This window comes from Clostridium sp. BL-8 (assembly GCF_002006495.1).
Lineage (GTDB): Bacteria > Bacillota > Clostridia > Clostridiales > Clostridiaceae > Clostridium.
Window position 1 is genome coordinate 15,531 of sequence record NZ_LZZL01000044.1, and the last position, 22,783, is coordinate 38,313.

At 28.8% G+C, this 22,783-nt stretch carries 19 protein-coding genes; 15 read left to right on the forward strand and 4 right to left on the reverse strand.

Annotation, left to right across the window (positions count from 1 at the left end; all coding sequences use genetic code 11):
- Positions 1-33 precede the first annotated feature (33 nt).
- Positions 34-1,704, reverse strand: a complete 1,671-nt coding sequence (locus tag CLOBL_RS15515; RefSeq protein WP_077859874.1) for an MFS transporter — start codon at positions 1,702-1,704, stop codon at positions 34-36.
- 151 nt (positions 1,705-1,855) lie between these two features.
- Between CLOBL_RS15515 and CLOBL_RS15520 the strand changes: the two genes are divergently transcribed.
- From CLOBL_RS15520 to CLOBL_RS15535, 4 genes are all read left to right on the forward strand, one after another.
- The gene (locus CLOBL_RS15520) at positions 1,856-2,500 is read left to right on the forward strand and encodes a TetR/AcrR family transcriptional regulator (RefSeq protein ID WP_077859875.1); all 645 of its coding nucleotides are present in this window, start codon (positions 1,856-1,858) and stop codon (positions 2,498-2,500) included.
- 280 nt (positions 2,501-2,780) lie between these two features.
- Entirely contained in the window at positions 2,781-3,566 is a 786-nt protein-coding gene (locus CLOBL_RS15525) for an ABC transporter ATP-binding protein (RefSeq protein ID WP_077859876.1), read from the forward strand.
- Positions 3,567-3,568: 2 nt separating this feature from the next.
- Positions 3,569-5,227: a hypothetical protein gene (locus CLOBL_RS15530; protein WP_077859877.1), complete on the forward strand. Its 1,659-nt coding sequence runs from the start codon at positions 3,569-3,571 to the stop codon at positions 5,225-5,227.
- Between the two features lie 173 nt (positions 5,228-5,400).
- Positions 5,401-5,667 carry a hypothetical protein gene (locus tag CLOBL_RS15535; RefSeq protein WP_077859878.1) on the forward strand — a complete coding sequence of 89 codons (267 nt, stop codon included), beginning with the start codon at positions 5,401-5,403 and terminating at the stop codon, positions 5,665-5,667.
- A 163-nt stretch (positions 5,668-5,830) separates the two neighbouring features.
- On the opposite strand, the gene CLOBL_RS15540 is transcribed toward CLOBL_RS15535, so the two are convergent.
- Together CLOBL_RS15540 and CLOBL_RS15545 are read right to left on the reverse strand one after the other, a co-directional pair.
- Positions 5,831-7,069 carry an MFS transporter gene (locus CLOBL_RS15540; protein WP_077859879.1) on the reverse strand — a complete coding sequence of 413 codons (1,239 nt, stop codon included), beginning with the start codon at positions 7,067-7,069 and terminating at the stop codon, positions 5,831-5,833.
- 177 nt (positions 7,070-7,246) lie between these two features.
- Positions 7,247-8,155, reverse strand: coding sequence for an AraC family transcriptional regulator (locus CLOBL_RS15545; protein WP_077859880.1), 909 nt, complete (start codon positions 8,153-8,155; stop codon positions 7,247-7,249).
- Between the two features lie 115 nt (positions 8,156-8,270).
- On the opposite strand from CLOBL_RS15545, the gene CLOBL_RS15550 reads away from it, so the two are divergent.
- Positions 8,271-8,861 carry a sugar O-acetyltransferase gene (locus CLOBL_RS15550; protein ID WP_077859881.1) on the forward strand — a complete coding sequence of 197 codons (591 nt, stop codon included), beginning with the start codon at positions 8,271-8,273 and terminating at the stop codon, positions 8,859-8,861.
- A 3-nt stretch (positions 8,862-8,864) separates the two neighbouring features.
- On the forward strand, positions 8,865-9,506 hold the full coding sequence (locus CLOBL_RS15555) for an HAD family hydrolase (RefSeq protein ID WP_077859882.1): 642 nt from the start codon (positions 8,865-8,867) through the stop codon (positions 9,504-9,506).
- Positions 9,507-9,665: 159 nt separating this feature from the next.
- On the opposite strand, the gene CLOBL_RS15560 is transcribed toward CLOBL_RS15555, so the two are convergent.
- Positions 9,666-9,965 (reverse strand): hypothetical protein, encoded by a 300-nt coding sequence (locus CLOBL_RS15560; protein ID WP_077859883.1) that lies wholly within the window; start codon positions 9,963-9,965, stop codon positions 9,666-9,668.
- A 169-nt stretch (positions 9,966-10,134) separates the two neighbouring features.
- Between CLOBL_RS15560 and CLOBL_RS15565 the strand changes: the two genes are divergently transcribed.
- From CLOBL_RS15565 to CLOBL_RS28555, 9 genes are all read left to right on the forward strand, one after another.
- On the forward strand, positions 10,135-11,178 hold the full coding sequence (locus CLOBL_RS15565) for an SH3 domain-containing protein (protein WP_077859884.1): 1,044 nt from the start codon (positions 10,135-10,137) through the stop codon (positions 11,176-11,178).
- A gap of 378 nt (positions 11,179-11,556) precedes the next feature.
- Positions 11,557-12,870 carry an extracellular solute-binding protein gene (locus CLOBL_RS15570; protein WP_077859885.1) on the forward strand — a complete coding sequence of 438 codons (1,314 nt, stop codon included), beginning with the start codon at positions 11,557-11,559 and terminating at the stop codon, positions 12,868-12,870.
- Between the two features lie 139 nt (positions 12,871-13,009).
- Positions 13,010-13,912 (forward strand): sugar ABC transporter permease, encoded by a 903-nt coding sequence (locus CLOBL_RS15575; RefSeq protein ID WP_077859886.1) that lies wholly within the window; start codon positions 13,010-13,012, stop codon positions 13,910-13,912.
- 5 nt (positions 13,913-13,917) lie between these two features.
- Positions 13,918-14,760: a carbohydrate ABC transporter permease gene (locus CLOBL_RS15580; protein ID WP_009171617.1), complete on the forward strand. Its 843-nt coding sequence runs from the start codon at positions 13,918-13,920 to the stop codon at positions 14,758-14,760.
- 69 nt (positions 14,761-14,829) lie between these two features.
- Positions 14,830-16,605, forward strand: a complete 1,776-nt coding sequence (locus CLOBL_RS15585; protein WP_077859887.1) for a sensor histidine kinase — start codon at positions 14,830-14,832, stop codon at positions 16,603-16,605.
- Complete coding sequence (locus tag CLOBL_RS15590; protein WP_077859888.1) at positions 16,605-18,164, forward strand: response regulator; 1,560 nt, start codon at positions 16,605-16,607, stop codon at positions 18,162-18,164. The genes CLOBL_RS15585 and CLOBL_RS15590 overlap by 1 nt, the downstream gene beginning before the upstream one ends.
- A 1-nt stretch (position 18,165) precedes the next feature.
- Positions 18,166-19,497: a glycoside hydrolase family 30 beta sandwich domain-containing protein gene (locus tag CLOBL_RS15595; RefSeq protein WP_077859889.1), complete on the forward strand. Its 1,332-nt coding sequence runs from the start codon at positions 18,166-18,168 to the stop codon at positions 19,495-19,497.
- Positions 19,498-19,735: 238 nt separating this feature from the next.
- Positions 19,736-20,506 (forward strand): ABC transporter ATP-binding protein, encoded by a 771-nt coding sequence (locus CLOBL_RS15600; protein WP_077859890.1) that lies wholly within the window; start codon positions 19,736-19,738, stop codon positions 20,504-20,506.
- 121 nt (positions 20,507-20,627) lie between these two features.
- Positions 20,628-22,517: an FtsX-like permease family protein gene (locus tag CLOBL_RS28555; RefSeq protein ID WP_242953855.1), complete on the forward strand. Its 1,890-nt coding sequence runs from the start codon at positions 20,628-20,630 to the stop codon at positions 22,515-22,517.
- Positions 22,518-22,783 lie beyond the last annotated feature (266 nt).

Below are 22,783 nucleotides of genomic sequence, written 5' to 3' on the forward strand. Positions count from 1 at the left end.
AATTATTGATTTTACATATATGCCGTAGTTTTCTTATGCTAATTCTGGTTTAGCTTTGCTTAATTCCGTTTTATTTTTTGTTTTTTTATTAAAGGGTACTGCTATTAATCCAAAGATTGAAATAATTGCTGTAAATAAAAAGCACTTATTATAAACCTTATTACTTTCATCATTTTTTATGATGGTTATTTCATCTAGAATTTTATAAATCTCTTTTGTTTGAACGTTAAAATTTTCTTTAATTGTTGGTTTCATATTATCAGGAACAGAAGCTAATATTGTATTCTCTTTGTCTTCAATTAATTTATCAACCATGTCCTTTGAGAACGAATTATTTTGACTAGTATCTATATTTTTAATTCTATCGCATATTGTAGATTTTACTTGCTCTTCAAGAATTACATTATTATTAACTATATACATTATTCTATTTTTTGAATTATCTATAGCTTGAGTAGTATAATAGCTGCTCAAGGTTGAAACCAAAGCTATAGCTAGACATGCGGTCAATTGTCTAAAGCTATTTAATATTCCTGAGGCAATACCGTTTTTATCTTTAGATATTTCATCAAAAGCAGTTTTATACAAGGGTGAAGTTGCACCAACTCCAAGTCCTACTATTATAAAAGCAATATGAATTAACTTTATATTGTTAGAACTATTCATAAATACAAACATGAAATCACCAAGACATACAAAAATTATAGAAAGTAGAGAAATTATTCTAGCTCCAAATTTTGTGGATATAATTCCGAAAATTGGAGACGTACAAAAGGAAACACAACTAACAATACCTAATGTCATTCCTGCATTTAATACTGTATAACCAAGTTGATTTTCTAAATAGAAATTCATCAAATAAGAAATAGGCATATAGGCAAAGAATATTACTCCAACTATTGTTACGGAAGAAGTAAAACTTTTAGTTTTAAAAAGTTTAAATTCTATCATTGGATTCTTAGAATTAAATTCGTAGATGAGAAAAGAAATAACTGAAATTCCTGAAGTTGCGATTAAAGTAATAATTCTTAAACTTCCCCAGCCATAGGCACTACCTTTAACAAGTAAAAAGGTTAGTGCTCCAATTCCATAAGCTAATAATATAGAACCAATAAAATCTACTTTTTTTTCAATTGTTCTATCGTAACACTCTCGAAGATGTTTAGCTCCAAAGATCAGAGAGAGAATGATAAACGGCACATTCACATAAAATATAGCTTTAAAACCAAAGGCTTCATTTAAAATTCCACCTACTACAGGACCAGAAGCTGCAGATATGGAGATTGTCATGCCGACTATAACAGCGAGCTTTGACATGGCATCTTTGCCAAATAACTCAATGCCTAGGGGGATGGCAAGTGGTGTAAGAATCGCGGCACCTATACCTTGTAGAATTCTAAAAATAATGATCATAGAAAGTGAAGTAGAAAGTCCGCAAAATATTGAGGAAGAACCAAAAACTATAAGACCAATTAAAAATAACTTCTTTCGTCCATAAATATCTGCAAGTTTTGAAAAGTTTATCAAAAGAGCAGAAAAAGGAATTAAGTAAGCTGTACTTACCCAAGATATTCCTGTTATGTCTGTACTGAAATAATTAGCCATAGATGGTAGTGATACATTTACTATTGTTGAATCTAGTACTGTTAGAAAACAAGCTATTGCTAATGAAATAAACGCTAATACTTTTTGCTTTTTATGCATGATAACCTCCATAAATTATAATTTAAAATATGAAATTAATTTCATATTCATATGATATACTGGTGAAATTTAAAAGTCAATACATGAATTGAATTTCATATTTTGTTGACTTTTATTTTTTTATCTTTTATCATTAAGGCAGGTGATGATAATGGAGAGAAAAACAAGGATACCAACTCAAAAAAGGGCTTTAGAAAAATATGAGAGAATATTAGATGCAGCTTATAAATTATTTAATGAAAAAGGTTATTATAATACTACGACTGCGGATATATCTAAAGAAGCAGATGTTGCAACTGGTTCTGTATATGCCTATTTTGAGGATAAGAAAGAAATCTATATTAAAGTGATTGAAAGATTTAACAAAAAGTTTGATTACCCAACTCATGATTTTTGGGTAGAAAATAAAAATAAGCAATTTAATAATGCTGAAGAAGCAAAAGAGTTGTTTAAAATATTTATAAAAATGATGGTGGATTTTCATGACTTTACAAAAACCTTTCATAATGAAATGGAAGCATTAACACTTTTAGATAAGGATATAGCTGCAGTTAGGAAGAAAGAGAATCAAGAAAGAGAAGATAAGATAAGAGAGATTTTTAAAGTGTTGTCTTTACCTTTTAATAGTAAAAAGGAAGAAGAAGTATTTTTGCATTACTCGCTTTTTCTTGTAGATGATGTATGCCATAAAATTGTCTTTGATAATAAAATTGAAGATGTAGATTTATATATTGAAAGATGTGTTAATATGCTGTATTGCTTATTTGAAGATTGTATAAATTATGAGAAGAAATAAAAATTAATACAAAATATCACTATGTACAGAAGATATACTCTATCGGAATAATTAACTCACAGAATTTAAAATTGATTTTGGATTTTTGTGGGTTATTTTAAATTCAAGTAAGGATATTTATATAATTAAAATAATAATTAATCTAACTGTGAGTTGCCTTAATAAGATTTTTTTACGTTAATTTACATTTAAATATATATTTGGTATGCTATTAGTATATTTTATGTTAAAAATAAAATATTAAATATACACATTTGGTGCTTTTAGAAGGAGCAAAGTTATGGGAAATTTAGAAAGTATAATATCGATTAAAGACTTGAGAATGAGTTATGGAAATAAGTATGTACTTGATGGAATAAATTTAGAGATTCCAAGAGGGCAGGTAATAGGGTATATAGGAACTAATGGTGCTGGTAAAAGTACAACTATAAAAATAATGCTTGGTATAATAGAAGGCTATCAAGGGAAAGTTGAAATATTAGGGCAGGATATAAGCAATGGAAATGTAGAGTATAAGAAGAAAATAGGATATGTTCCAGAGCTTGCAGATATATATGAAAATTTAACTGCATTTGAGTATATAAGTTTTTTAGGTGGGATATATGAATTAGAACAAGAAAAACTTATTGAAAGAGCAGAGAAGCTTATGAAGTTGTTTTTAGTTCAAGGGGTTATGCATTCTAGAATATCATCTTATTCAAAGGGAATGAAGCAAAAATTACTTATAATATGCAGTTTGATTCATAATCCAGATATACTATTTTTTGATGAACCTTTAAGTGGGCTTGATGCTAATAGCGTTATGATATTCAAAGAAATTATGAGCAATCTTGCTAAGGAAGGAAAAACTATATTTTATTCTTCTCACATAATGGATGTTGTTGAGAAGGTGAGTAATAGGATTGTACTTATTAATAATGGAAAAATAGCAGCAGATGGGAGTTTTGAAGAACTTAAAAATAGTAAAAAGGAAAGTTCTTTAGAGGAAATATTCAATCAATTAACAGGTTTTAATGAACATGGACACATTGCTAAAGAATTTGTTTCTTTAGTTGAAGAGGTATAGCTATGAAAGAATTTAGAATATTAAAGCTATTAGATAAATTTCAAATTTTATATAAAAAATCTGGCGTTAACTATGATATTATGCGGATGATTTTACAAATAAAATTAACTATGGACGGACGAAGAGTAAGTACTGTTTTAAATAACAATAGGAAATCTGCTGAAAATGAAGATAAAAATAATTATATACGATTACTTATGTTTAATGGGTTTCTAAGTATTTTTATTGGGCTAATGCTGACAAGTAAGATATCAGCGTTAAGAAATATAAACATTGTTATAGGCGTAAATTTATTTATGATGGTATCTCTTATGATATCAGATTTTTCAGCAGTTTTATTGGACGTACAAGAAAAAAATATACTATTACCAAAGCCAATAGACAGTAAAACTTTTAATGCTGCAAAGCTAACCCATATATGCATATATCTTATGGGCATATCCTTGTCTTTAAATTTTATTCCTTTAATCTTTGGAACAATAAAATATGGATTTATATTTCCACCAATTTTTATTATAGAAAATATATTATTAACTTTAATAGTTATAGTAATAACTGCATTTTTATATACCATAGTTTTGAAGCTTTTTGATGGAGAAAAACTAAAGGATATAATAAACTATTTTCAGATTTTTGTGGCATTTGTATTTACTTTTGGATATCAGTTATTTAGTAGAATTTTTGCTATTACAGGCATTAAGACTACTTATGTGCCAAAGCTTTGGCATGCTCTACTTCCGTCCATGTGGTTTGCAGCCCCTTTTGGAATATTAATTGATGGAGATAGAAATAAATTTTTGATGGTTTTATCTGCAATGGCTGTAGTTGGACCAGTTATATTGATTATGTTTTATATTAAAAAAGTAGTACCTTATTTTGAAAAGAATCTTCAAAAGTTAAATGATAATGGAGGAAACATAATTCGTGGAAATAAAAAAGGAAAAGAATTTATAGCGAATTTAGTTTGCAGAGATAAAATTGAAAAAAGTATGTTTATATTTACTAAAAATATGATAGCAACAGAAAGAAATTTTAAGCTTAAGGTATATCCATCTCTTGCAATGGCGGTATTTATACCAGTCGTATTTATGTTTACTGATAGAAGAAAATCATTTATCGAAAGCATTCAAACAAGCTGTGATGGGAAAGCACAATTGTTAATATATATAAGTGTATTAATGTTATGCTTTTGCACTGCTTATATAAATAATAGTGATAACTATAAAGGTGCATTTATATATAAAACATTGCCAATAAAAGATCCTGGAGTGATATTAAAAGGAGCAGTAAAGGGAACCTTGTTTAAATTAGTTATACCGATTTATTTATTATTAGCTATAATATTTTTAGTTTTAAAGGGGCCATCAATAATTATGGACTTAATTACAATGTTTTTAGTTTTGTTAATATCAGCCTTGATATATTTTAAAATGTCAAATAAAACGATGCCTTTCAGTGTGAAATTTGCTATAGTTGATAGCGGCAAACTTATAGGCCCAGGAGTGATAACATTGATTTTTATTGGGATATTTGCAGCAATACACATAGCAATTATAAATAATATTATATATGTTGGAATATTTGCATTCATACTTCTTATTATTAATATAATTCTTTGGAGAATAAGCTTTAATATAAGTTGGAAAGACATAGAAAGGTAAAAGATTGCACTATTTTAAATTTATTATTAGAATAATATTGAGTTAAGAGTGGAGTATAATATGACAAGTTTTTTTGAAAATGTAATTAAAAGTATGGAAATTGAAAGGTATATCAGAAAGGCAAGTGGAAAAAAGATAATCATCTGGGGAGCTGGTGAAGAAGGAGGAGCAATATGATTTTGGTAAATTGTGTATGGAGACAGGAAGATATTATAAAAGCAGTAGAAAGTGTAAAAGTAGATGATAAAAATGTTTTTAGAACTGTAAAGGTTGAAGGTTTTAGAATGTTTTTTGAAACAATAGTTGATGATATACAAGGTATAAAAATGATTAAAGCAGCTATAAAAGAGATTCCTGGATATGAAGCATTATTTATAGATATTGTGCCAGTTGTTAATGATAATGTATTTGAAGGATATAATAAATTATTGTATAAATAAAAGTAGAATTACATTGAATAAGCTATATATAATTAAAAAATATTACATATTTATAATGATGAAAAGTTATTATTTAGAATGATTATTTAAAATAAATTAAGGTACCTAAAATGTTACATAGGTGACATTTTAGGTACCTTAATAAAAGCTGATATTTTATCAATTACTGTTCTGCGGAATCTGTTTCATTTTGAACTGAAACATTAAAAATTAACGATGTTAACAGAGTTCCTATAAAGAAAAGTAATCCTGCTGTAATGTAAAGAACAGTTAATGAAAATTGACTTTTAAGCCAGCCAGTAAGTGACATAGTAATTACCATAAATCCCATAAACATAGGATTTAAGACTCCATTTACTCTTCCTACAAATTCAGCTTTTGTAAGCTGCAAAATCAGTGTGTTAATTCCAATCTGAATGCAAGGCATGAAAAATCCATTGAAGAATTGAAACATAAGTATGACAATCCAGCTTGAGGACAACCCCATACCAACCATTGAAATAGCATTTACTAAAAGTCCTATTGCAAGAAGTTTTTGAGGCATTACCTTTTTGGATATGGTCATAACTAAACCGCCGCCAATAAACATGGCTGCTCCATTTACCATAAGCAGTAGCTGAAGATTCTCTTTAGGAAGACCTAATCTTTCTACTATTAGAAAAACTCCAAGCGGCTGTATAATTCCAACAGCAAGACCTGCAGTTGCAAATACAGAGCCTAGAATAGTTAAGGCTCTTTCCTGCCAAACATAGTTGAAGCCTTCTTTTAATTCTTCCAAGAAATTATTTGAATTCTCTTTTTTCTCAACTATGTTATCAGGTGGTAATAGCGTTAATACTGAAGCTGATAGAAAGAAAGCTACTCCCATTATTGATATAGAAACATCTATTCCAAACTTTTGAAAAACAATTGTACCGAGCATTGGTCCTATGATCATAAATATAGACAAAAGAGTTTGAAAAATAGCCATTCCTGTCTGCATAAATTCTTCTGGAACATGAATTTTGAATAGCTTCATTGCAGAAGGCTGAGAAAACTGAGATAAAATCGATGAAATAAAGGTTACAAAAAACACAGCCTGCCAGCTTCCAAATATTATTGTAAGGAGAACTGCAAAAACTGAAACAGAACTTAATAAGTCACACCAGACCATTGTACGTTTTGGACGCCATCTATCTGCAAAAGTTCCTCCTATGAATGAAAATATAAATATTGGTGCAAATTCAGCAACTGAAATTAGGGAAACTGCAATTGGATTATTATCTGTCTTATCCATTACAAATAATAATATGGCAAAGTTACGAACCCATATTCCTATTTGTAAGAAAATAGAAGAAACCATAATGACCTGAACAAATCTGTTCCGGAAAAACGAAGACATTGACATTGAAGGTTGTGTCATATAATTGCTCCTTTTAAATTATTCTAACTTGTAGTGAATATATATAATACTATAGCATAGGTTAAAACTCAAGTTAAAGTTTTATAAAGATAAAGAATAATATTTTATAAGAGATTTAAGGAATAAAAATTGATGCTATTTGTAAGTTTAGTAAGGGTTAAATTGAAAAAATAGAACTTATTCATCTGATAAATACTTCTTTTTATATTCTGAAGGTGTCATTCCTAATAATCTATGAAATATCTCAGTAAAATAGCTGCTATTAGAAAATCCTATTAAAGCTGCAGTTTCAGTAATATTCAATCCATCATTTAGTAAATAAGGAATGCTCTTCTGAATACGATATTTTAAAAGGTAATTAAAAGGTGTCTCGTTTACGATTTTCTTGAATAATCGGCAGCAGGAACTTTTACTGAGATTTGATGCGTAAGCTATATCATCTAAAGCTATATTTTCTTTATAGTGAGCATGAATGTAGTCTAAGGCAGTTTTTATTTGTATAACATTCTTATAATTTTTAAGTGGTTCTTTTGGAAGATTACAATAAACATCTTTATAAAGATGGAATATTAACTCAAACAACTTACTTTGAATCAATAATTCATAACCATCAAATTTTTCATTATATACTTTTTCTATTTCTAATAAAGTTGAAATTATATGTTTATTTTCATTGTCCATACCATTAAAATATGCAAAAGGTACTCGTTCACTAGTAATTAATTCAGCTAAATATTTACTTTCAAAAATACTGTTTTTATGTCCTGATAATAAAACTGGAAGGAAGGTCATTCCAAAATATTCACAATTTAAACTGCGGTAAGATGTTCCAGAATGTAGACAGTTTTGATTTACAAACATAGCATCTCCAGCTCTAACAAGGTATTGATTATTATTTACTTGATATATCATTGAGCCACTTTTTATATATGCGAATTCTAGTTCTGGATGCCAGTGGCATTGAAAGGTAGATCCAACATAATTAGTGATTTCTTCATAGCCAATTCGGAAAGGAAAACTATCATTTCTAGCATATTCCCTGTCTTCTAACTGATTTTCATAGATATTTAATTTTTTAATTCCCATAAATCCTCCATATGATAATATTGTTATAAAATATAACGATATAAATATATAACATCTTAATATATAACATTATACTTATGATTATAATCATAAACAATATATAGGAGGTATACTCATGAGTGAACTAGATAAATGTATGAAAGGTGATGTTTTTAACTGTATTGATAAGAAGCTTACTAATATAATTAGTAAGGCTAGATTGCTTACACATCAATATAATTTTATAGCTATTGTAAAAGAGAAGGAGAATATTATTAATGAATTATTAGAGAAAGTTGGCTCTAACGTGAAGATAGATACACCATTTTATTGTGATTATGGAAGGAATATATCTATAGGAGATAATGTCATTATTAATATTAATTGTACCTTTATAGATTGCAATAAAATAGAGATTGGCAATAATGTTTTAATTGCATCTAATGTTCAAATATATACAGCCACTCATCCGGTAAAGGTAGAAGAACGTTTGTTGAAAGATTGGAAAGAAAGTAGTGGACAAGCATTTTTTAGGACTTATGCTCTGTCAGTTAAGATTGAAGATAATGTTTGGGTTGGTGGAGGAGTTATTATTTTACCAGGAGTTACTATTGGAAAGAATAGTGTGATTGGAGCTGGAAGCGTAGTAACAAAGGATATACCTGAGAATTGTGTTGCAGTAGGAAATCCTTGCAGAGTAATTAAAAAACTTAGTGTGGAGGAGTAATAAATGATAAAGGCAATGATATTTGATTTAGATGGAACTATTGGAAACACAGTTCCATTATGCATTAAAGCTTTCCGTAAATCAATTGAACCTTTGATTGGAAGAAGCATTAGTGATAAAGAAATTGTAGCTACATTTGGACCATCAGAGGAAGGAACTATAAAAGAACTTATACCTGAAAATTATGAAGAAGGTGTAAAACAGTATCTGCAATATTATAAGGATCTTCATAAAGAAGAATGTCCAAAGCCATTTGACGATATTGCTCAGGTAATAAGAGAGTTAAAGAAAAATGGAATTCTAGTAGCTATGGTAACAGGAAAGGGCAGAAAAAGTGTTGATATTACCTTAGAACAGTTTGACATGGCAGGCTTATTTGAATGGGTTGAAACTGGTTCTATAAATGGAAGTAGAAAATGTGAAGGAATAACTTGTGTAATTGAACATTTTAATATAAATCCAAAAGAAGTATATTATATCGGAGATGCACCCAATGACATAGTGGCGGCAAGACATGCAGGAGTTAAGATTATTTCTGCAGCATGGGCAGATATGGTAGATTTGGATCAATTAAAAAGATTAAAACCAGATAAAATATTTAGAACAATTGAAGAATTTAAAGATTTCATTTTTATGTGTTTTTAGATGGATTTTTAGAGAGAGTTTTCTTACTTTTGATACAACACCCGCGAAAATTCATATTGAACTTTTGCGGGTGTTTTTGATTTTTAAGTTATATATCCATATTTACGTTTATAAATTATAGAATAGAGTTAAGCGAGAATATTTTATAGTCTTCGTATATTACATGAAATTGCTATCTTCTTCAACGAGTTGTTTACCGTGAGTGGTAAGTATATATTTTTTTTCACTACTTGGTGATTTTGATGTGTTGGTATCCTTAATCAAATTGCATTCTTCAAGATCCTTTATAGAAGCTTTTACTATTTTTAAATGTTTATTAGCAAACTTTGAGAGGATATCCAGTTGATTAAGAGTTTTATCTGGATAGAGTTCATATAAAATTTTCTTTGCATAATGTTTATGACTATCTTTAATTTTTTCATATAGCAATTGATAGAAAGTTAATTGTTTAGCACCCATTTAATACCTCAAATATAATAATTTTATTAAAGTATATGATTAGCTTTAGCTAGTATATTCATAATAAATAGTAAAGTTAAGTAATTTTTATTTAAGAGGAGAGAAGATGACTTTTTTATAATTGTGTGGTAAAATATAGGATATATGTATATTGGGAGGAGCTGAATAAATGGTAAGAAAGAGGATACTTTTAAGTTTACTAAGTTTACTAATAGCAGCCGGCAGTATTTCATTTGGCGGAGTCAATGCAAGTGCAGCTACGGTAGATCAAAGTAAAAATGAAGGTTATATAGTTAATAATAAAGCGTATGTATATAATCCAGAACTTCAAATTGATTTAAAAGTAAGATCAACTCCAGATTTAAATGGAAGTATAGAAGGAAATTTATATAATTATGACAACGTTCAAATTTTAGGTACAGCACAGGGAAACGGTATTGTATGGGATAAGATTATGTATAACAATGGCCTTGGATATGTGAGTGATGCGTACATAAAACATTATACTTCTCCAACAGATAGTGTAATTAATGTTGCAAAAAATATTAGCAAGCAGTTTGAGATTGGAAATTTAAATCAAGTTGCAGGAAATTTTGACGGACAAGGCTTATCTTTAGGATATCTTCAATGGTGCATAGGTCAAGGGACTTTGCAGCCACTTCTTAATAGAATGGATAGGGAGTATAATGCTGAAATGAAGAGCATTTTTGGGACAAACTATGATGCTATTCATAACATGATACTTGATACTAAAGAAAATCAACTTGCATGGGCAAAGTCTATTAATAATTCAGCAAATGCAATTTCGCAGCCTTGGTATTCACAGTTAGTTAATTTATCTAATAATCAGCATTTTATAAACATTGAATTGGATGCTGAAGCATATAAAACTGAGCAGGCAATGATTATCTGTGATAAGTATAATTTAAAAACAGTAAGGGGATTTGCTCTTGCTTTTGATATAGCAGTGCAAAATGGAGGTATAAGCCCAGAAGCTGCACAAATTATTGATACAGCTCGCTCAAAAAATCCTAATATGGCTGAAAAAGATTTACTAAAGGTTATTGCAAATGCAGTGGCAGACACTTCGGTTACTAATAATGAAGATATCCGTCTAAGAAAGATGGCTATAGTTAATGGGTCAGGAACTGTTCATGGATTTGTACTTGATTTAGATAAAAATTATGGATTAAGTGATAGTTATTGGAGATAAAAAAGAAGCGGTTATAAATTCAGTGAAAATTGAGGAGCTTATCTTTATAAAGTTTTACATGATATAAATAAGAAATGCAGAAAATGAAAGTAGCAGTGATCAATTTGTTTTGAAACTGCTACTTTTTTATATTGGAATAGCAAATTTTATTAAAATGCTGCACAAATATAGAGTGATTTTATGGCTATCATTAACTTATATAGATTATTTTATATTATGATATTTTATAAAAAATTAGCGAATAGTTGATTTGGTTAAATGTTTACACAAACATATAAAATTATAGATAAAAGATGAATTATTCAATTTTTATTTATTGTTATAGATGGTAATATTTAGATGTGTTAATTATATTAATAATTATGGGGGGAAAATTGTATGAATAAGAATTTTAAGAAGATAGCATCAATCATAATGACTGCAGCTATTGCTTCTACACTTATGATTGGCTGTGGAAATACTTCTACTCAGACAAGTGGAAGTGCATCATCAGGAAAGACAAAATTGACCTTATGGCATATTCAAACATCAACAGCAGCAGATGCAATAAAGGCTTCTGTAAAGAGGTTTATGGAGGCAAATCCTCAATATGATGTGGAAGTTGTTGATCAGGTTAATGATTCTTACAAACAAAAACTATCTATGGCAATGAGTTCAAATCAAACTCCAGATGTATTTATTCAATGGGGAGGATCAGGATTAATCGATTATGTTAATTCAGGAAAAATCGCAGATCTGACAGATTTTATGAACAAGGATAACTATAAAGATAAATTTATAGATGCAGGTATTCAGCAATCTTCATATAATGGCAAAATTTATGCCGTTCCTGTTGAAAACGTATCCGTTGCAGGATTTTTCTATAATAAAGATATTTTTGCAAAGTATGGTTTACAAGAACCAAAAACTATTGGAGACTTAGAAGCTGTCTGTGATAAGTTAAAAGCAAACGGAGTAACACCATTTGCATTAGCTAATGCTACAAAATGGACAGGATCAATGTACTTCATGTATTTGGCAACTCGATTTGGTGGTCTTGACCCATTAACAAACGCAGCATCAGGAAAGGGTTCTTTTGAAAATCCCGCATTTGAATATGCAGGAAATAAGATTCAAGACTGGGTTAAAAAAGGATACTTTATAGATGGATTTAATGGTATGGATGATGATAGTGGTCAAGCTAGACAAGCATTATATAAAGGTGATGCAGCTATGGATTTAATGGGATCATGGTTCACAGGTACAGTACTTGGTGAAAATCCAGACTTTATGAGTAAATTAGGATTCTTCCCATTCCCAGCATTAGAAGGTTCAACAGCTGATCAATCACTTTGCGCAGGAACTGTTGGAGATAATTTATATTCAATTTCAGAACAATGTAAAGATAAAGAGGGAGCTTTTAAATTAATCCAATCATTATTAGATGATCAAGCATTACAAGACCGTAAGAAATTAGGTAAAATTATTCCACTTAAATCTTTCAAGCCTGATGATGCTTTGACACAAAAAATCTTAGATACAGTTAATAATGCCAAGGGAGTTCAATTATGGTATGACCAATACTTACCAGCAGAAGTTGCAGAAGTACACAAGTCAACTTGCCAAGAGATATTTGGTTTAACTAAGACTCCTCAAGATTCAGATAAAGAATTACAGGCGGCTATGGATGCCTATAAAGCAAAAAATAAATAATTATAGCAACATAAATTAAGATTAAAGCTGTTGTAAAATAAAGTTTTCATAATATGGATTTTAAATCACAAAGATTAAAAAATATATGATGAATAAATTTTACAGCAGCTAAATTAATTATGAAAAGGAGAGAGAAAGTATGTGGGCACAAAATAGTAGTTTAGCTAAAAGGCGTGCTGCGTCAACAAGAAATGCAGCAATTATATTTCTTGTACCAGCATTTTTATTCCTAATAGTATATATAGCATATCCAATTGTATATTCTTTCAATTTAAGTTGCTATAACTGGAATGGATTTGCATCGAATAAGGCATTTGTAGGTTTAAATAACTGGAAAGAACTTTTAGGGGATGCAGTTTTTAAAAAAGCTTTTTTAAATAATATAATCATTATGGTTTTATCTATAATTGTTCAATTGCCAATAGGTATGGCACTTGCAACTTTTTTAGATTTTGGTGGAAAGAAGTTAAATGTGTTTAAAGTAATCTGGTTTATACCAATGCTAATGTCATCTGTTGCCATTGGTTATTTATTTAAATATGCCTTAGACGCAAGTTCTGGTATAGTAACTGGAATTTCAAAATTATTTGGAGGACACTCAATAGATTTATTAGGGAACCCTAAGACAGCATTATTAACTATTACTGTAGCAATATGCTGGCAGTTTATACCTTTTTATATGGTGTATTTCTTAGCTGGATATAGCAATATACCTGCAGATTTATATGAAGCAGCAATTATCGATGGTGCTAAAAAGAGTCAGTATTTTTGGAAGATAGCACTTCCACTTATGAAGCCTGCTATTAAGAGCGCAATAGTATTATCAATGGTTGGATCATTAAAGTATTTTGATCTTATATATGTTATGACAGGTGGAGGACCAGGTAATGCATCAGAACTCATGGCAACATATATGTATAAAAATGCCTTTTTATCTCAGAGAATGGGATATGGTTCTACAATTGCCTCAGGAATGTTTATTCTCATAACAATAATATCCTTAGTTACAATTAAGGCATTAAATAGAAAGGAAGAGATGTGATTATTATGAAGCAGGATTTATCAATAAAAAAAATATCTATAAAAGTTATCATTGGAATACTTGCAGTAGTCTGGCTTTTAATTACAATAGTTCCTTTTATATTTATGTTACTTGCAGGATTTAAGCAGCAATTTGAAATGCTCATGGGAAGTGTATTTGATTTACCAAAAGGTTTGTATTTAAAGAATTTCATTGAAGTATTTAAAGGAAACATATTTATTTATTTAAAAAACAGTATATTAGTACTTATAGTTTCATTGGTAATTTTACTATTCTTAAGTGCATGTGCATCATATCCATTATCTAGGTTCAAATTTAAACTAAATAAACCAATTTATGGTATAATAGTAGCATGTATGTCAGTACCAGTTCACGTAACACTTCTACCTATATTCCTAATGACTAATAAGATGGGTTTATATGATAGTCCTTGGGCGCTAATAGGCCCGTACGTAGCTTTTAATCTACCGATTTCAGTCTTTATATTAGTTACATTTATGCAGGCTATACCTAAGGAGTTAGAAGAAGCAGCTGAAATAGATGGATGTAGTAAATATAAGATATTCTATAATGTTATGCTGCCACTAGTAAAGCCAGGGCTTGCAACTTTGGCTATTTATAATGGTGTTGCTATATGGAATGAATTTAGTTTTGCTTTGGTTTTAACTCAGACATTGCCTAACAGAACATTACCTCTTGCTATCTGGGAATATCAAGGACAATATACAATGAATGTTCCAATGATCATGTCAGTGCTTACTATTTCTATGTTGCCAATGATCATAGCATTTATTTTTGGACAAGATAAATTGATAAAAGGTATGATGGCAGGGGCAGTTAAAGGGTAAAAATATCATAATAAACATAGGAAGTATTATTTCTGATATACAAAATATTTATAAAAAAGGAATAACAATATGTATAAAGGGTTAAGAGAAATAATAAATAAACTTTCTAGAATGAAATTTAACCAAAAGATAACCATATTCTTTATTTCAGCAGTTTTAATTACCAATAGCTTTGTAATTTTTGCAGTTTATCAGTTAGCAGGAAAAGAAATTACGGGAAAATCCAGTAGATTAGTGCAGGGACAGTTTGAAACTGTAACAGATATTTTAAATATAACCTTAAAGAACATTATTGGAACATCAAATATAATTACAGGAGATGATCGTGTAAAAGAATTTTTAATGAATAATAGGCTGACTTCAAAAAACTACAATAAGGATACAAGTGATGCTTATTCGTCAATAAGATATTCTCTAGATTCAAACCGCTATATAGATTATATTGCATTAGTAAAATTTGATGGGCCAGAATTAATATATGTAGGAGAGACGTGGACAAGTAATGATTTTAGAACTCAGACATTAAAAGATTATCAGGATGCAGTGGACACTAATTTTGGTAATTTTAAAATAAGCATGAAGAGAAAAGTGTTTTATCCGGATCAGTATGTTCTAAATATCTATCAACCCATTAATGATAAATACAATTTTAATAAATACACTGGATTTTTAGTTATAGGAATTGGAGAAAAAAATATTAAAGAGTTCTATTCCAATTTAGATAAGGGGTTAAAAATACAAACGTATTTAACAGATAAGGATGGAATTATAATATCAAATGAAGATAAATCCCTAATAGGAACTGAAAGCCTTTATAAGGATGTACTGCAGGGAAAAAGCGGACAGCAAAAAATAGGAAATAAGATGATTATCTATGAAAAACTCGATAATTGGGATTGGTATATGGTAGGAGAGATACCGAGGGAATCAATGCTGAAAGATACTAATACGGTGATATTTATAATAATAATATTGGTATTAGGAGCTGGGGTATTAATAAGTATAGCTTGTTATAAACTCAGTAATAATTTATATAAACCTATGGATACTATTGTAAAGAAAATGAGAGAGGTGTCTATGGGAAATCTTGAAGTTAGAATGGAACAAAAATATGAAGGTAAAGATTTTAAACAATTGGCAAACGGCTTTAATATTATGATTGAAGAAATTAATATACTTATGTATAGGATAAAAAAAGAGCAGTCAGAGATTAAGCAGATAGAATTAAACAGATTACAATCTCAAATTAAACCTCATTTTTTATATAATACTTTAGAGTGTATACATTGGCAGGCTTTATTAGATGGAAATAAGAATGTATCAAGAATGGTAAAAGCTTTGGCTAATTTTTATCGATTGTGTTTAAGCAAGGGAAAAGATATTATATCTCTTTCTCAGGAATTAGCTAATGTAGAAAATTATCTGATTATTCAGAATATGAGATATGGTGATATTGCTGAGTGTGAAATAAGTATAGATGATACATTTAAAAACGTATTAATACCTAAACTTACCCTGCAGCCATTAATAGAAAATTCTATTTATCATGGAATACGAGTTAAGGATGGATATAAAGGGAAGATATTGGTAAGTGCAAAGGAAGAAGGAGATAAGATAATAATATCAGTTGCTGATAATGGAGTGGGAATGGAGCAGGAACAAATTGATGAAGTAAATAATTCTATATCAATATTTGATGAGAAGACAGGCTATGGATTGAGAAATGTCCATAAGAGAATAGAAATATTGTTTGGCAGCGGGTATGGCTTATATTATAGAAAAAATGAATACGGTGGGATTACAGTAGATGTTCTATTACCTAAAGGTAAAGGAGAGAATAATTAATGTATAAGGCTATAGTTGTGGATGATGAAGAGATGATTCGAAAAGGAATATGTAACGTTATTCCCTGGGAAAAGCTCAAAATTGATAATGTGAAAATGGCATCCTCTGGATTTGAAGCTTTAAATATTATGGAAAAAGAAACATTTGATATTATGATTACAGACATATGTATGACTGAGATGAGCGGATTATCTCTAGTTGAAAAAATTAATTTGTTAAATCCAAAACTTAAAGTAATAGTACTAACAGGATATGATAATTTTGAATATGCCCAAAAATGCTGCAGGATGAAGGTTGAGGATTATCTTTTAAAACCAGTAGATGAGATAGAACTTGAAAATGCTATTGAGAGATTAATTGAAAATTTAGAGAATGAGAAAAGAGTAATTCATAAGCAGAAGATAAACAGGAGGATACAAGGAGTAACTGAACAATTAAAGCTTGAGCAGATAATGCAGAATTTACTTTATGATCTGACTAAAACTAATCAGATTAGCACAGTATTAGAAGAGTATTCCTATGATAAAGATGAAATGCTGCAAATTGCATTGTTATGTCCAGTTATAGATGATAATTTAGCATGGAAACAGCACTTTGAATTATTAAATTTATCTATTAAAAACACCTGTATTGAATTGTTTGACTCCCCAAAAGAAGGAATTACGTTTGAGGATAAAAATAAAAATGTAATAATTGCTATATTTGTACGAGAAGAGCTAGAAGAGGTAACTCGGAGAATACAACATTTAATCACGTATTTAAAAAATGAATATGATATCAATCAAAAAGTAATTTTAGGCAGTGTTGTATGTGGATTCAATAAGATAAATATTTCATATAATGATGCGTATGTGTTACTTAATAATAGGAGTTCTTATGATGGAATTATTACAGAAGAGCACATGGAATTACATTTAAGCTTGTTTAACGAGAGGGTACAGGTCCTTCGCAAAAATATGATAGATAATATAGATAATTTAGAAAAAGTGATGGAAATCTACGAGACTTATACAGAAATAATAGAATTTTATAATCTGTCGACTTCATTAGTGAAGAAAACATGTTTTGACATTGGTGGAGGAGTATATTTTGCCTATATGATGGAAAAAGGAGAAGTATCAGCAGATAATAAGTTAAATTCTTTATTAATCTCCCTCCAAAGTTGTAATAGAGATGATGCAGTTAAAATAACTAGAGATTTTATAGTGCAGATGCTCCAAACTGACATTGGAGAAAGCCATGAAATTATAAGAAAAGCAAAACTGTATATTAAAGAGCATTTAAATGATGATATTTCAGTTTATAGTATTGCAGAAATGCTTTATTTGACTCCAACTTACTTCTCAAAACTATTTAAGCAAAGCACAGGGGAAGGCTGCAATAACTATATTATTCGTAAGCGAATACAAAAAGCAAAATCATTGTTAGAGACTACTAGTATGAAGACTGGAAAAATAGCGACTTTAGTAGGATATAGGGATACAAATTATTTCTCTTTAGCCTTTAAAAAGCAAACAGGAATGTCTCCAACTGAATTTAGGGAAAATGGAGGTAATTAATATGCAGAGTGGAATTTTAATTTCAACGACTCAGCAAGAAAATTTAGTAAGCAGTAAAGTATGTGCAGGAGATAAAAAATTATATCATGCCTTAGAACTAGATGGACAATCCTATCAGACTATGGAAGGGTTTGGTGGATGTTTTAATGAGCTTGGATATATAGCTTTAAATAAGATTTCTACAGAAAAGAAGGAAGAAGTGCTAAGAAATTTATTTGGAGTAGAAGAGTGTAATTTTACTTATTGCAGACTACCCATTGGTGCAAATGATTATTCAGCAAACTGGTATAGTCTAAATGAGATCCAAGGCGATTATGAAATGAGGAATTTCAGTATAGAAAGGGATAAAGAATATTTAATTCCTTATATTAAAGAGGCAGAAAAATATGGCGGAAAGCTTAATTTATTTGCATCTCCATGGAGTCCACCAACGTGGATGAAATCTTCTCCTGTATATAACTTTGGAACTTTAATATGGGAAGAAAGAAATTTAAAGGCATATGCTCTTTATTTTAAGAGATTCATTGAGGAATATGAAAAGGAAGGTATTAAAATTAATCAAGTTCATATACAAAATGAACCAATAGCAGATCAAAAATTTCCTTCTTGTGTTTGGTCAGGGAAAGAATTACGTGATTTTGTGAAAAATTACATTGGACCATTATTTGAAAAAAGTAAAATGGATACAGAAATATGGCTTGGAACATTGAATTCACCTTATGATGATTATGGAGACAGTAACTGGCAGTTTGGCCAATATAATAATTTTGCGAATACTGTACTAAGTGATAAGGAAGCTAAAAAATATATAAGTGGGGTCGGATATCAATGGGGAGGAAAGCATGCCTTGCTGCAAACCAAAGTGGCATATCCAGAAATGAAGTTGATACAAACAGAAAGTGAATGTGGAGATGGGAAAAACAGCTTTGAATATGCTGAATATGTATTTAATTTAATATGGACATACTTAATAAATGGAGCGTGTGCGTATACTTATTGGAATATGGTACTTGAAGAAGGAGGAGGCAGTACCTGGGGATGGAGTCAGAATTCTTTAATTACAGTGAAGGATAATAAGGAAATTAAATATAATCCAGAATATTACTTAATGAGGCACTTTTCAAAATATATAAAGCAAGGAGCAATTATGAAGGGATTAAAAGGAGACTATGCCGGAAATGCTTTAGCTTTTGAAAATCCAGATGGAAGCATCATATTAGAAATATTAAATCCTTTTGATGATATTCAAGAAGTAACTTTTCATATTAAAGGTATAAATTATAACTTTAATATGAAAGCACATTCGTTCAATACCTTAATAATAGATGCTTAATTTATGTTTTCAACCCTGTAAAATCTAAAATTTGGATTTTTGCAGGGGATTTTTATTTAAAGCTATAGGTTTAGATGATAAATTAAATATATTTCAATAATTAAATATATTTGGAAAATAATATGTGTAGAGGTATAATATTAACAAGAATTAGATAATAAACTCTCGTTATTAATGGAATATAGGTACATTGACAAAGAAATATTAAGGTAATTATAAAGTGAAGGATTAAATTAGGATGAATGTATTAGAAATTAAAAATGTATGTAAAAAATACAATATTAATAAAAACGCCAATATACAAGTGTTGAAAAGTATAAATTTGATATTGGAAAATAATGAATTTTTAGCTATCATGGGAGCCTCTGGAAGTGGGAAAACAACTTTATTAAACATAGCATCTGGAATAGACAAGTGCGATCAAGGTGAAATAAATGTATGGGATAATAATATATGTAAGATGAAAAAGAATGAGTTATCTTTATTTAGAAGAAATAATATTGGTATGGTATTTCAGGATTTTAATTTACTTAGCAGTTTAACCGTAAAGGAAAATATTATGATTCCACTAATTTTGGATAAAAAGTATGAGCTTATGGAGAGCGATATCGTTTATAAAATTGCAAATATGCTGGATATAGGGAAAATTTTAGAAAGATATCCTTATGAAATATCTGGAGGGCAGCAGCAGAGAACGGCAATTTGCCGTGCTATTATAAATAATCCTAAGATAATATTTGCAGATGAACCAACAGGAAATCTTGATTCAAAATCTTCTGAGAAAGTCTTATCATACTTTGAGCTATTGCACAAGGAATATAATTCAACCATACTTATGGTAACTCATGATCCTTTTTCAGCAAGTTATTGTGATAGGGTAGTATTTCTACAAGATGGATCAGTTATTAAAGAAATTAAAAAACAAGGTGATAAAGTTAAGTTCTTTAATAATATAGTAGAAGAATTACAAAATTTTAATCGGAGTAAAATTAAAGGGAAGACAAGTTAAGAATTTGTATTTCTGAAAAAGTAGATTAATAAAAAATTAAGAACCAGTATACTTTAGAAAGGAAAAGTGTGATGACATCATACAAATTCTAATTATGACTTTTAGTAAGATTGCATTTAAGATGCTCAAAGCAGAGATTAATAAATATAGATTGTTTATATTATGTAATTTAATATCTATTGCTATTTTATATAGTTTTATTTCAATAGCAGTAAATAAGCAATTTATGGATAGAACTATCGTCGATCCAATGATATCAAGTAATATTTATGCTCCAACTTTTTTTGTATTATTGTTCATGGGAATATTTATTCCTTATTCACAAAGTGTTTTTATAAAAACTAGGCAAAAGGACTATGGTATTTTATTAACAATTGGAATGACAGATAATGAGGTTAGAAATAATGTTCTATTAGAAAATTTAGTATTGTGTATAGTATCATTAATAATAGGATTAATTTTAGGAACAATTTTATCCGTATTCTTTTTAGGGTATATTCATATTATTATGGGAATTAGTAACATTAACATTACTATTTCAATATTACCATATGGCTTAACAGCTGCATATGTATTGGGGATATTTGCAGTTTCATTAATTATTAATCTTGTTGGAATAATACGAAGTACAATACTTGAAAAGTTAAAATATGCAGAAAAAGCTGAAAGTGGAAAGCACTACAATATCATTTTTATTCTTTGGGGAATAGTATTTACGATTGCTGCATTAATTGTAATGAATTTTTTTTATAATAGGAATGATTTATTTTGGTTTTTAAGTTTGCTTTTTTCAATATTAGGTTCAGCTTTAGTGTTTTTCAATGGAGAAGCGTTGATTGAGTATTTTCAAAAGAGGCACTATAAAAGATACATAAAAAATATCTTCCTATTTTCAGATATAAAATATTACTATGGTAAAAGTAAAAAAATATTTCTTGCTACGACTTGGATATTTTTTGTGATTTTATTTTTTACTTCGCTTTGCTTTGCAAGCTATCATGGTCTTAAAAATAATGTCATTACGTACCATCCATTTCATATGGCTTATGGAGAAGTAAAAGGTCATTTTGAAGTCTTGGAAGTTGGTGAGATTGAAAAGATTGCAGAGAATAATGGAAATAGTATTACTTCAAATGATAAGGTTAAATTCATGAGAAACAATACATTTACAATATTTTGTGTAGATGATATAAATAAAATTTTCAAGAAGAATTATGAAGTGAAATCAAATTCACTTATATATGTTTATCCATATGATATGAATGATGGTTACAAACATAATGTGAATTTAAATATCTCCAGCATTAGTATTGAGGATAAAGAAGGAAACAAAAAGTTTGATATACAAGATGAAATTATTGATCCACTATTTGGTCAAACAAATTGTATATCAAGTAATATTCTTTTAGTTAATAAAGAGGATTATGAATGGATTTCATCAAATAGTTCAGATTATCGAATACAAGGAATATTGAATTTATATAACTTTAAGGATTGGCGCAATTCAAATGAAATAGTAAAAGAAGTATCTAATAAATTATTAGATAAGAATAACATTAAAACGGTAGATCGCTTCTATAAAATAAGTTCTAGAATTGAAGCATATAATACTGCTTTAAAAAGTTGTGATTTTTTAATTTTTAATATCGTATATATGTGTATTCTTTTATATTTTGCTGCAATAATAATGTTTCATTTCAAATTTAAAATGGAATATAAAGATGAGAAAAGAAAGTATTTTAGTCTTTATAGAATTGGAATAAGGGATATAGAGATTAAAAAAATAATATCTAAAAAACTGCTAATAATTTATAGCATATCTCCCATATATGCAATAATAATGAATGTTATGTATAGTTATTATATCAATAATTCTTATGAAAATGGAAAAGTGGGCAGCGAGTATGCATTCATTATATCATTTGTTTTTTTAGCAATTCATTTAATAGTGTATAGAATATATTTTATTAAGTATCATAAAAGAGTTATTTTAGAATTGAGTATAAATTAAGAGAACGTATGATAGTATAATTATTCTCTTGCTTGAATATAAAGAACAGCAAATTATAAAAATATATTGTTTGGAAATACCTAGAGAAAGTTTAGGTATTTCTTTTTTGTTTTGAAAAAAATTAAACAAATGTACTGCAAAAAATTCTTGGAGTAATACAATTCAACTATAGTTTTTATATTACAAAAGAGAACTTAATAAATTCTTCATAAATTTAGTAAATAGTTCTTAAATTTTTATGATTAAAATTTAAGCATACCAACAAT

Bases quoted from the DNA above. Each gene is read 5' to 3' on its own strand.
- CLOBL_RS15515 (WP_077859874.1), bottom strand. From the start codon at position 1,704: ATGCATAAAAAGCAAAAAGTATTAGCGTTTATTTCATTAGCAATAGCT.
- CLOBL_RS15520 (WP_077859875.1), top strand. From the start codon at position 1,856: ATGGAGAGAAAAACAAGGATACCAACTCAAAAAAGGGCTTTAGAAAAA.
- CLOBL_RS15525 (WP_077859876.1), top strand. From the start codon at position 2,781: ATGGGAAATTTAGAAAGTATAATATCGATTAAAGACTTGAGAATGAGT.
- CLOBL_RS15530 (WP_077859877.1), top strand. From the start codon at position 3,569: ATGAAAGAATTTAGAATATTAAAGCTATTAGATAAATTTCAAATTTTA.
- CLOBL_RS15535 (WP_077859878.1), top strand. From the start codon at position 5,401: ATGATTTTGGTAAATTGTGTATGGAGACAGGAAGATATTATAAAAGCA.
- CLOBL_RS15540 (WP_077859879.1), bottom strand. From the start codon at position 7,069: ATGACACAACCTTCAATGTCAATGTCTTCGTTTTTCCGGAACAGATTT.
- CLOBL_RS15545 (WP_077859880.1), bottom strand. From the start codon at position 8,155: ATGGGAATTAAAAAATTAAATATCTATGAAAATCAGTTAGAAGACAGG.
- CLOBL_RS15550 (WP_077859881.1), top strand. From the start codon at position 8,271: ATGAGTGAACTAGATAAATGTATGAAAGGTGATGTTTTTAACTGTATT.
- CLOBL_RS15555 (WP_077859882.1), top strand. From the start codon at position 8,865: ATGATAAAGGCAATGATATTTGATTTAGATGGAACTATTGGAAACACA.
- CLOBL_RS15560 (WP_077859883.1), bottom strand. From the start codon at position 9,965: ATGGGTGCTAAACAATTAACTTTCTATCAATTGCTATATGAAAAAATT.
- CLOBL_RS15565 (WP_077859884.1), top strand. From the start codon at position 10,135: ATGGTAAGAAAGAGGATACTTTTAAGTTTACTAAGTTTACTAATAGCA.
- CLOBL_RS15570 (WP_077859885.1), top strand. From the start codon at position 11,557: ATGAATAAGAATTTTAAGAAGATAGCATCAATCATAATGACTGCAGCT.
- CLOBL_RS15575 (WP_077859886.1), top strand. From the start codon at position 13,010: ATGTGGGCACAAAATAGTAGTTTAGCTAAAAGGCGTGCTGCGTCAACA.
- CLOBL_RS15580 (WP_009171617.1), top strand. From the start codon at position 13,918: ATGAAGCAGGATTTATCAATAAAAAAAATATCTATAAAAGTTATCATT.
- CLOBL_RS15585 (WP_077859887.1), top strand. From the start codon at position 14,830: ATGTATAAAGGGTTAAGAGAAATAATAAATAAACTTTCTAGAATGAAA.
- CLOBL_RS15590 (WP_077859888.1), top strand. From the start codon at position 16,605: ATGTATAAGGCTATAGTTGTGGATGATGAAGAGATGATTCGAAAAGGA.
- CLOBL_RS15595 (WP_077859889.1), top strand. From the start codon at position 18,166: ATGCAGAGTGGAATTTTAATTTCAACGACTCAGCAAGAAAATTTAGTA.
- CLOBL_RS15600 (WP_077859890.1), top strand. From the start codon at position 19,736: ATGAATGTATTAGAAATTAAAAATGTATGTAAAAAATACAATATTAAT.
- CLOBL_RS28555 (WP_242953855.1), top strand. From the start codon at position 20,628: ATGCTCAAAGCAGAGATTAATAAATATAGATTGTTTATATTATGTAAT.